The 11,372-nt window shown below is 40.5% G+C and carries 12 protein-coding genes; 2 read left to right on the forward strand and 10 right to left on the reverse strand.

From position 1 onward, the window contains the following. The first annotated feature begins 69 nt into the window (after positions 1-69). Positions 70-549 carry a DUF3429 domain-containing protein gene (locus tag ACZ5O6_RS09995; protein WP_447091334.1) on the forward strand — a complete coding sequence of 160 codons (480 nt, stop codon included), beginning with the start codon at positions 70-72 and terminating at the stop codon, positions 547-549. A gap of 39 nt (positions 550-588) precedes the next feature. After that, positions 589-1,647 (forward strand): CNNM domain-containing protein, encoded by a 1,059-nt coding sequence (locus ACZ5O6_RS10000; protein ID WP_447091333.1) that lies wholly within the window; start codon positions 589-591, stop codon positions 1,645-1,647. Here ACZ5O6_RS10000 and ACZ5O6_RS10005 read toward each other — a convergent pair whose 3' ends face one another. The 10 genes from ACZ5O6_RS10005 to ACZ5O6_RS10050 all read right to left on the reverse strand — a co-directional run bounded on the left by ACZ5O6_RS10005 (position 1,648) and on the right by ACZ5O6_RS10050 (position 11,284). Then, a complete protein-coding gene (locus ACZ5O6_RS10005; protein ID WP_447091332.1) occupies positions 1,648-1,989 on the reverse strand; it encodes a hypothetical protein in 342 nt (113 codons plus the stop codon). It lies immediately after the preceding gene. Between the two features lie 55 nt (positions 1,990-2,044). After that, positions 2,045-2,389: an antibiotic biosynthesis monooxygenase family protein gene (locus tag ACZ5O6_RS10010; protein WP_447091331.1), complete on the reverse strand. Its 345-nt coding sequence runs from the start codon at positions 2,387-2,389 to the stop codon at positions 2,045-2,047. A 110-nt stretch (positions 2,390-2,499) separates the two neighbouring features. Continuing rightward, entirely contained in the window at positions 2,500-2,835 is a 336-nt protein-coding gene (locus ACZ5O6_RS10015) for a hypothetical protein (RefSeq protein ID WP_447091330.1), read from the reverse strand. Between the two features lie 24 nt (positions 2,836-2,859). Further along, the gene (locus ACZ5O6_RS10020) at positions 2,860-3,075 is read right to left on the reverse strand and encodes a hypothetical protein (protein ID WP_447091329.1); all 216 of its coding nucleotides are present in this window, start codon (positions 3,073-3,075) and stop codon (positions 2,860-2,862) included. 28 nt (positions 3,076-3,103) lie between these two features. Further along, on the reverse strand, positions 3,104-7,276 hold the full coding sequence (locus tag ACZ5O6_RS10025) for a DUF637 domain-containing protein (RefSeq protein WP_447091328.1): 4,173 nt from the start codon (positions 7,274-7,276) through the stop codon (positions 3,104-3,106). Positions 7,277-7,302: 26 nt separating this feature from the next. Next, positions 7,303-9,654, reverse strand: a complete 2,352-nt coding sequence (locus ACZ5O6_RS10030; protein WP_447091327.1) for a hypothetical protein — start codon at positions 9,652-9,654, stop codon at positions 7,303-7,305. A gap of 151 nt (positions 9,655-9,805) precedes the next feature. After that, complete coding sequence (locus tag ACZ5O6_RS10035) at positions 9,806-10,126, reverse strand: hypothetical protein (protein ID WP_447091326.1); 321 nt, start codon at positions 10,124-10,126, stop codon at positions 9,806-9,808. A 31-nt stretch (positions 10,127-10,157) separates the two neighbouring features. Next, positions 10,158-10,496, reverse strand: a complete 339-nt coding sequence (locus tag ACZ5O6_RS10040; protein WP_447091325.1) for a hypothetical protein — start codon at positions 10,494-10,496, stop codon at positions 10,158-10,160. A 23-nt stretch (positions 10,497-10,519) separates the two neighbouring features. Then, positions 10,520-10,888: a hypothetical protein gene (locus tag ACZ5O6_RS10045; protein WP_447091324.1), complete on the reverse strand. Its 369-nt coding sequence runs from the start codon at positions 10,886-10,888 to the stop codon at positions 10,520-10,522. A gap of 48 nt (positions 10,889-10,936) precedes the next feature. Continuing rightward, positions 10,937-11,284 carry a hypothetical protein gene (locus tag ACZ5O6_RS10050; RefSeq protein ID WP_447091323.1) on the reverse strand — a complete coding sequence of 116 codons (348 nt, stop codon included), beginning with the start codon at positions 11,282-11,284 and terminating at the stop codon, positions 10,937-10,939. Positions 11,285-11,372 lie beyond the last annotated feature (88 nt).

Here is an 11,372-nt window from a genome sequence, read left to right on the forward strand (position 1 = left end):
TACATATAGGAAGATCATTCACCAAACACTAAACATTATCGTCAAAACAGCATCACGGGTTACTACTTTATGTCCGCTCAACCACCGAAAGCACACGCTTTGCTGTCACCACATCAAGACACCATTACCAATTATATGTACCTAGGCTTACTGCCTTTTTTTATCGGTGCATTTGGACCTTGGATTTTTGCGAGCCAAGAAACGGGATTAACGCATCTTTTTTTGCACTACTCGACGATCATCTTTAGCTTTTTAGCCGGTAGTCTATGGGCCATCGCTTTATTTGCGCACACAGAAAACAGTGCTGCGTTTATAGCCAGACATATACATGCGGCCATCGCCTTTTCATTATTACCACTTGCCGCTTATTTTTTACCGCTCATTTATCATATCGGCTTGCTGATGATAGGGTTTCTTACACTGCTGTTTTGGGAAAAATTGTTTCTAAAAACGCTTTATCCTGCTTGGTATCAAGCACTACGTCATCGAGTGAGCTTTATTGTGGTCGCTTGTCACATGCTGGCTTTGTGGAACATATTACATGTTTAACACGCCAATTCTCACCTTCATCTTGCAAGGCTCAAATCAATGACGCTATTACTCATCTACTTAACCATTGCGATTGGTGTTTCTTTTCTATGTTCAATTTTAGAAGCGGTATTACTCTCGATTACCCCAAGCTATCTTGAAAAAATTCAAAAAGAACGCCCCAATGCTGCGGTTAGACTTGTTAACGTTAAAGAAAATTTAGATAAATCACTATCGAGTATTTTGATCCTCAACACCTTTGCTCACACCATGGGTGCTGCCGGTGTAGGTTCTCAAGCGCTACAAGTATTTGGCCCTGAATGGGAAACGTTAATTGCTATCGTACTCACTCTAGTCATCCTATATGTTTCTGAAATTATTCCTAAAACATTAGGGGCAACTTTTTGGCAGCAACTTGCCGTGCCTTCTGCCTTAATCATTTCACTTTTAGTCAAGCTTGTTTATCCACTAGTATGGATATCAACGCGTTTGACACGATTATTTAATCAGCAAAAAGGCAACGAAATTACACGGGAAGAAGTCATTGCTCTCGCGTCTCTTGCTCATAAAGAGGGCGGTTTATTTCCCCAAGAAAACGCCTATATTTCCAACTTACTGGGGTTAAAAAGTGTAAAGACAGAAAATATTTTAACGCCAAGAACTGTTGTACACATGCTGGATGAATCGCTAACTGTAGAGCAAGCACTCGAACAAATAAGAACCCATCAATTTAGCCGCATACCTCTTTATGCCGGCAACCATGACACCGTTACCGACCAAATTTTTCTCATCGATTTACTAGAAACTGCCTACAAAGGACAATCAAACACCACGCTAGATAAGCTCGCCAAACCCATCATCCGAGTGTCAGAAAAACTCTCTGTACACAAATTGCTCGATATGTTTATCAAACAAAAAACACACCTATTCTTAGTCGAAGATGAATTTGGTCAAATGGCAGGCATAGTCACACTAGAAGATGCCATTGAAACCTTGCTAGGCCGTGAAATTGTGGATGAGCGCGATACGGTTGAAGATATGCAAGCACTCGCAAAGAAAAAATTTCGTGACCGCCTTCGTGATGAAAAAAAACAACCAGAGACTGGCAATAAAAAATAACTAAAAATTTTTATTTAGCCTCACGTATGATAACTCACAGTTAGCGCTACCCTCTTTTATTCTAAGTTGAATTTTAGAGTCAGACATATACGCCGCTAAAAGTGATGAATATACCTCACTAAAATTCTTTGCAGCTGGATTCAGGACAAAATAACTACCAGCATAAACCGTACAATTTGCCTTTGTTTCATCTAGCGGAGTGCTAACATAGATTAAGCCATTGGCATTGGTGTACAACTGCTCAATAGTTGAGGTACACCCCCAAGAAGCACACTGATCTGCCCAAGAAAACATTGGGCACAAGCTGGCTATCGCAAACGCTACTGTTTTTTTAAATATCATAACTGCCTCATTAATAATCGACGCTAAAAATACAAATCATTCTTTAAACTGCCTATCAAACACACAAAAGTCGTAAAACTTCAGCAGGCTTCGCTCTAAATCGATAGTTTTCACTATCAGCTTTTCTCATATATTCCGTATTATCGTGAAACTCTAATGCCGCTTCCGACACCCACCTTTCCACTAAAACAAATTTATTCTCGTCACCCTCTACAGCTTTTAAGTCATACTGCAAACAACCTTCTTCGGCAGAAACTAGCGGCAGCAAGTTATTATATGCTTTGATTTGCTCGTCTCTTTTTCCCGGCTGCACTTCGATCATGACCAATTGTGATATTTCTGCCTTCATTTTTACTCCAATAATGCAATGGTTATTCGTCGATAAAAGATCTGCAAACACACCTATTATTATTCAGTGATGATTACAGAAACGAAAAACTGAGTAGACGATGGGATAAATACCGCCCCGTCTCCGTTGATAAACAACCTTTAGTCAATTCCGTGCCACCCTTAATATTCTCGCAACGCATATATTTGGCAAGTATTCTTATTCCAAGGGCTTACCACGTCTGTGTAATAATAAACCCTTAATTTTACATCCTTGGCTTTTGCAGACAGTAGCATTGACACTACTGTCTGCTCATCCTTATCAAGATAAACTCGAGAACAAGGGGAAGAAAAATCGACATCTAAATTAAAGTCGATCATCCCTCGAGCACTAACTCTAGAATGAGTTTCTAGGTATGTAGTGATTTCTTTAACGTGACCTATTGTTGACTCTTTAGTTTCTGCCTGAGCAAAACCCGCCCCAAACAAAAAAACCAATGCCAAAAGTGATTTCTTCATACTATTTACCTTCTGCTATTTTTATCACTTTTCAATAAAGATTAAATGTGAATGATATCCTTGTGTGGCATCAGCTTTATCAACCTTGTCAAAAACATCAACAACCTTCTCTGTATTAAAAAGTATTCCGGGCTCTCTTGCTCTAACATCTATAATAATACCTTTACCGACTTCATCATATTGGCTATTGCTACGGACCGGATAAAACCTCGATGAAGCCATAGCAATATCTTGCCCCATATCGTCTTGGCTTGCTCCATACTGCCACTTATTTTTTATTCTCCATTATTTCTATATTTCTTTCGAGCAGCCGGATATTTTCTAGAGTTACGGCATGACCATCATAACTCATAACATTTCCAACAGTTTCAAGGTCAGTAGGATTTGGAAAATGAAAAAAACCTATGAGGTGACCTACCTCATGTGCAACAGCAACCGGGTTTCGGGCAATTATTGAAAGGTTGTCCATAGAACTATCCGCATGAACGGCAAAAGTGTCGTAATTTTTAATACACGCCAGTTCAAGCGAGCATTTCCCAAAATCGATTACAAAATCAGCCCCTCTCATAAGACTGGACAAATCACCTCCAAGCGGGCTTAAGTCCGTATTGAGAATATATTTGGTGTTATTTTCTGGGTCTTCGAACTCTCCTGACCAAACGTTCTCAGCAACACTTTCTATAATATCTCCTAATCCAACCCTATCATCATACGTCCCTGATACATTAATGTTCACAATAGTCATACCCGACTCATCAACCTCGCGATTAAGAGTCATATTTAATTTAGTAGGAGCCATATACTTTGTGTCTACCCCTTCTGGTTCTGGGATATCATAATCGAGAGTAGAAAACCTTCCTGAATCAAATAATGACTCATGATTTATAGCGTGCAAGGCATGGTGTAAATCTTCAACCTGTCCTTGCCCCATCGCATTAAGCTCTTCCATTGACGCCTGATGAACTATATGGGCAACCTCGTCCGTCAATTCATAATCGCTTTCCACTCCAAATAAATAATTTAATCCTATAGATAACTCATCACCACTGAGCGCTGCCCCATTCAACAAAAAGCCCTCTGAAGCCAAGGTGTAAAATTCCTCAACGGGTGAGTAATTAATAGACCTCGCGATATCTTCATAATTATTACCTTCGCTCTGCCGAGCCGCACGGAGGTTATTTTCGTACACCGAACGAATTGCCACTCTATCTTCTTGAGAGCTATCTAATAAAAATTGATTTACTACACTAGTCATTTCCTGATATTTAACAGACAGTTGGTGAAGCCTTTCATAATTTTTGTCCGCGATACTAATATATTCATCCAGGATATCTTGGCTATGAACTGGCAAGTAGACACTTTCTGTTACCTCAAAATAAGGCACTCCATTTTCATTGACTTTAATATCTAAATTATCTTGAACTTCTTGACTCAATGTTGAATAAAAATCAGCTGTCACTTCTGCATTCAATTCTACAGGATCAAGTACAGCGAATTGTTCAACCAAGAATTGCTCACGCGTTGCTCGCCCCTCAGCCAATGCATGTGATACAGAAATAGATAAATGCTGGAGTGTGGAAGAAGCGACTGAACTTGCTGAACCAGCAGCAATATTTACATTACCAGCATCTGCACCCGCAAGCATTGCTCCAAATGCTGCCGATAAACGACTCGCATTTGCACCACCAGCAAGTAACCGATTTACCCCCTGACGATAATGATCATCTCTACCTGAAACAAAACTTCCTACTTCTGCATGAGAACTACCACCTGCATACAAGCCAGCTATATACTCCTGCTCTTCAATAAGAAATGTATTGATTCGATCTTTATTTTTCGCTTCATAAACGTCCGTAATAGCAACTGAAGCAACCGCACCCAAAGCACCACTGGCACACCCGCTATTAGGTGACTCATCATTTTGAGCGGCACTAAAAACACCGACCATACACCCCGAGCCTGCATGAGCAATATATTCAATAGCCTTATCAATATCACCATTAGCTGCAGCATCGGAAATTGCATTTGTCATTCTTTGACCAATAAAATTTACTGAGTTTTGAATAAGAGAATCAACCAAAGAGTCACCCAAACTACCACCATCGATCGCTGTTCGAACACCAGCATTAACAACACTACTAGTCACGGCTTGAAGCGCTTGCGCACCTAATGTTAGGTTTAACTCGGTCACTGTTGTGGTGACACCTGTTGCTGAATTGGTAACCTGACTAGTCACTTCCTCTGTAAACGATGAGCTAGCACCCAAGTTATCTGCTGTAAAAAGCTGGGTATTAATAGCATCCATAGCGCCAGCCGTTACCATAGCAATGGCTACGGAACGTAGCGTGTCACTAGATGCAAAATCTTCCATCGCTCCACTAATATCTCGGTTCACGGCACCGTTGGCAAGCGCAACTGTTGCTTGACTTAACAGCGATACGCTGCCGGCGGTAATTGCGGCAGCGGCCACACTATTACTCACCATGCTGCCCACTAAACCTGCTGCTGCGCCACCTGTTGCAACAGCAACAGCTATTGCAATCACCGCCGCCAATGCTGGTGAAATACTGGTACTGCTTTCATTCCATTCTTTGTAAGTTGTTTCTATCTCTTGCCAGTCAATATTTGGATTGTATTGGTTCTCGGCGTAAAAATCGGCCATCCATTCCATGCCTTCAAATTCGCCAATATTGGCAATTTGTTCTTGCATGGTGAGTTCTGAATCACCTTCGTATTCAACATACACCCCGCCCGTAGCGCTGACCTGTAAGCCACCGACTATTGTGTTATGAACCGCAGTTTCAATTTCATGACCACGATTTTCTGTTTTTATAGTAAACAGCCCTTTATCAATCGATGAGTAGCTGTAATGATCTAGCTCTTTGGTGAGCAACAGTTTTATTCCGCCGTTTTCTGCAGTAACTGATGCTCCTTGGCTTGAGCTAATCTCACTACCTCTTAGGGTGATATCTCCAAAAGCGGAGTGCATGCGTACACCTAAACCCGCATCTAAAATTGAGCGTACCGCTACCGTTTGATACACCGACTCATTAATATCACGGCTTCTGTAAGTTCCCGTACGATTTTGACGGTGCTCCTGCTTGCCATCTAAAACGGTAATGCCTAGTTCAGCGAGTAATTGGATGTGCCCTTCATCACTAATTAACTCTGATGCCGTGATTACAATTTCACCGCCAGCAATTAGTCTGAGTGTGTCTTTTGACGATAAAGAAGATTGTAAATAAGTGGTATCAGAACGAGAAAGCGAGACACCTCCTTGCTGCTCAGTGTATTGGTTGTTTAGTTGCAAGCCTTCGATATAAATATCACCATCAGCCGACAGCGTTAGTTCAGAGCCAGCAGATACCTGCCCACCAAGGAAAGAAATATTGCTCATGCTATTGAGCGTCACGCTACCATCAATAGCGTTAATTCCTGCTATTTGAGCATAACGTGTACCCGACTCATGCGCACCGCCGCTGAACCCTACGTTGCGCTCTGTATGCCGGTAAATGATGGTGCGATTTTCTATACTATGCGCACCTATTGTGATGTTTCCATTGGCTTTAATGTCGCCCGATAGATTCCTTAATGTGCCACCTGCCACCAAGGTTAAGTTACCACTGCTTACAATACTTCCTCTGTAATTCGTTAAATCGTTAGCAACATTGAGAAATGCTTCTCGCCCCAGATGCACGTCAACGTCATCGATTCTGAGTGCGGCAAGTGATACAGATCCATTCAACTCTGTGACATTGGTCGTTACTTTTTGTTGGTTCACCGTGTTGTCGGATAAGTACACAACCGGTACCACAACCGACTCACCGTTTATCTCTCGGATTTCAGGCCAAATCATATCTTGAGCTAGACCACTACCCGACTGACTCATTGGTAAGCGGTCGCCATAACGAAGAGCGGGTGCGTTCAACGTATAATTGAGAGCATTTTGATAAAGTGTATCGATTTGCTGATTTTCATTCGTATAAAGCTCAGCATCAATTAAACTTCGTCCTAATAACGAATGTATTTGGCTGCGTATATATCGATTTTGCAGTAGAGACGTACCCACTTTTTTTGTTTCTGGATATATTGGAACGACCGTATGGGTATTGCCAACTTTTATTGGGACATATTTGGGTTCTAAGGCATGCTTGTACTGCTGTTTCATGGCGGCATGAAATGCATCAATATCCATGCTAGGCGCTTGCACAGGTTCGTTAATATAGTCGACAGCCTGAAATTGGTAGTCACTAGTACTTGACCGCTCAAATAGAGCAAAACTATTGAGCTGATCTTGAATGTAACCGTCAGAAAAGCTGGCGCTTAGTACAGGAAGCGGCTGCATAAATACAGAGAACATTGCACAATATGCTATCGCTCTAGTTGACCAACAAAGACTCTTTGACATTGTATTTTTCTCGCCAGAAGGTAAAGGTTTCATTGTTTTTTTCTCAACATATCGATTCATTAATTCCACCAATCTTGCTCATCAAAGAAGTCTGCGATTGCGCTTAAAGCCGAGTTGTAAATTTCTTCTAGCTTCTCGACCAAAGAAAATTCTTTGTGGCCATTGCCATCAATAGAAATTACGCCTGACTGCTTAGCCTCTTCAGTCGTTGAGTTACTTGTCGCAGTGATATAATCAAATATGTTCGAGTTTCTATTATTAAGAATCGACAATGAATCTTGGACAGTATTCACCGTATTAGCTATCGCTTGTTCAACAAAAAAATCGAACGGTTTGTGATTCTTAAACCAACCTAGTGAAGCGTCTGCCTCTAAAGAGCCATGAACAAAGAATAACGAGTCTAGCTCAGAAGGTACCGACAGCTCCTCCAGAACAGTATTTTCGGTTCTCTCAAATCTATCAATTCCTGTCGTTTCACTCCATTGATCGGGTGGATAATAATAGGTTGTTGTCGTTGTTCTTGATTCATCAATGCCTTGATGCTCAAGACCGATATCATTAATAATGGGGGAATGTATTTTTGCATCACCAAAAATCTCTACATAAGCAGTGTTATTAACAACACCCTGAGAGGCTGTAATATTAATATTTCCCATAGTGGTAATAATACCCGGCGGAGAATAAGCCAGTGTTTGAGTGTGAAAGCCTAAAGTATCCGTTTCTGAGCTACTGCTTTGTGAGTAATCTGTATTTTTAACTAGACTGTTAACTGTTCGGTAACGTTCATTCGTCAACAACCCCGTTCTAATTTCCATAAGACCATCAAATTGATTTACCGCGAGATGTGCCGATGAATTTTTAACGTAGTTTTTTGCGTGAATAGTCAATGACTTTTCAGTAGAAACTTGTACCTGCCCTACGTATTTTGTATTGAGTAAAAATTCACTTTGAGAATTTTTACTTTTAGAATAATAAGGATTAATATTTTCAAAAGCCGCTGCATTTATGACTAGAGAGTTAGCTATAATTTTTGCAGAGTTATCGACAGCCATTACCCCTAACGAAGAACCTGTACTTAACACAGATTTTTCTAATAAATAGAAGGTTCCCAGCTTATTCGACGACAAATTAAGTGCCTGATCAATGGAGTTATCTAAGAAATAATTATTTTCTGACTCCTTCGAAATATAGGGCGTCCTTGAACCATTGCGCACGATTTGGTGCATAGACGTCAACGTTACTTCATCGGCACTAATCAAACCACCATACTGATTAGACATCTGTTGCTCAGACCATACATTAACCTGCTTTTTAGATAGCAAGTCACCCTCATTAACTACTTGATAGCCCGCCACATCAATGAGTTCTTCTGTTTTTATATAGGACAAATTGGTTAAGTGCGTACCTGCAATTAAAGTCACTGACTTAGCGTTTATATCCGTATGTATTGAATCAAGAGAAAGGCTACCTGCTGATTTGAACGACACATCACCCGATGATGACTGATCACCCTTTACAGATAGCATATGCTGATCACTACCGAATACCTGCACCGCAATGCGCTCGTCAGGAATATAAGTATTCCCTTTATAGCTCAGCGCTGAGATAAGATCGGAATTTGTATCAACCGATGTATTCAACACCAGAGGACCGGATGCAACCACGCTGAAACTGCTAGCCTCTACATAACCATTTAGTGTGTAACTGCCCTTACTATTCAAAGCAAGTACAGCACCGCTATTATAGTCCCACGTCATATCGCCTAGCATAATATTAATGCCACCACTGCCTATATCCAGCGATCCATTTACATCGGCGACGTACCCTTCAACCGGGTGACGACCGCCAGCTTGGTGCGTCGTAAGCATACCTTGAGTAGTAACATTCGCCGCCATAATATCGACCGCTATAGCGCCGGGAGCAGCAAGATTATTAATCGCAATAGTACCCGAAAGCGCTGAGCTTGAACTAAATTCGCCTATGTCGTTTATAGATTCTGATAATGTGTTTTCTGTTTCAGCGACGACCAAACCAACCCGCAGTGCATTCTCGAAACGACAGTGACCACATGTAATTGTCGAGTTACTCTGCCTACCAACAAGTAGCACATCCGTTTCTGGCCCGACGACTTCAATTGTGTTTTTCAACAAGAAATCGTCCGCCATTAGCACAATTAATTCTGCTGGCGAAGGGCCCACATTAATCAATTTCAGTGCCTGATCCTCAACATCGAATTCAGAAAAATGATTCACTGATATACCCGATGCGTTAGCGGCCCTAACAGTGACTAAACTTTCTAAGCCAGAATCAGAAATTATTGATCTAACATGGCTATCTAGTGGAACAACCGCCGCATAACTACTGCCACAAGAAAGGCTCAAGACTAAAGAAAAGAAACGGATTATTTTCATATTATTTACTTACCTTATTTAACATCTTATTTAGCACTTTATTTAACTGCATACGTTACTACGACCAAAAACAGCAGCATTTTAAAAATGCAGAAATTAACCTCTTGGTTTCATCTGCCAACAACAAAATTCTTATCACTTAAAACCGCTATCAATCTTTCAACCTAACCTTCCAACAGCGAGGGTATTGCCCTTTAGACCAACAGGCATTTGATGTAACACCGACCTTATGACCACCTAATTTAGCCGCTAATACAGCGCTATACATTTGATCTGACGCCTTGGTTGAAAAATCAATAGCACACCAATTAGTTTTTTTCGGGCACTCTGTAAAATTAGCGTTTTCGATATACACATATGCCGCCCCAGACTCATAGTTAACCACTTCAATACGATCAACCTTGCCAAAAAACGTTTGCTCAGAAAACGCACCAACAGAAAAAAACAATAAAAAAATAGAAATAATTTTCATAAAGAACACCAAAAGATAAGTATTTACACAATTACTTTACCTCAAACCAAACATTCTTAAATTCCATATAACCCCAATTACATCCATAAATATAAAAATTCAACTTTTTATTGGTTGCGCTCATTGTTAAAAGAACGGATAAAACATCATCATAGGTTGGGGAGTTTCGATTAATCGCTACTACACGCCCGGCACATGAAGCATTGACATTCGAATTGTGCACACTAATCTCTTCAGGCAAATATACTGACAGATAAGCAGGGGTCACCCTGACACTAGAAAATTCAATTTCACCCGTCCAAAATCCAGCATGACTATTAAGAGAAAAAGCACTTAACATGATAAAAAACGTTGTTGTTTTAAAAAACATAAAAACCTCTTGCAAAAGCATGTTTATTTATTTGTAATCGTAATAAAATTAATATCCGCCAAACCGTTATAAATCGTACATTTGCCGGTACTATAAATATGGACTTTTTGCTGAGTCGCTTGAGCAGCCAATGCAATCGACAGCAAAGCTCCTCCCATCGAGCCATCGCCTCTAAATTGCATACGATCAACATTAATGGTATGACACGCATCTTTGTCAACAATAGCTTTATCAAAGGTAATCGAGCACATATTATGAACATCTTGATAACCACAATAGACGCTTGAAATAGTCGCATCTCTAACATGTCCCACTGCATTAGCCTGAAGCGAAAACAAAAACAGCGACACCAAAACAATACTCTTACCGCTTAAAAATAAATTTGAAAACATACGAATAAACCCCCTAAAAAATACCAAGTCATCAATACGGAAAAAATTCTACTGACTACGAAAATCTTCGATCACTGGAAAGCCTCGCTTTTCCCCACCACAAGATGGCACAAAAACGTCATTAGCTCCTGCTGTAGTGAGTGTTACCTCGCCACCAGAAGACCACGCAGTTAACACTTGAGCATATAACCGGTCGCTGACTTTTTCATCGAGATACTCGCCTCTGGGATCTAAACATACCCACCCTTTTCTTCCACACTCGACATTATCTACACGCACTAATGAGCCATAGAGCTTATTCGACAGCACCTCTTCTATTTTCACACTACCGCAAGAATTCACTGCGAATACTGAATTGGAAAGTAGTAAGGCAAAAACAAAACAATACTTTTTCACAAAAACACCTTTAATTGACTAAAAAATTCATTTTTTGGGCGTAAAAATCCTGCCTACGAAATATCGCAGAAAAATATAAAAGAAATTT

This window comes from Eionea flava (assembly GCF_055393785.1).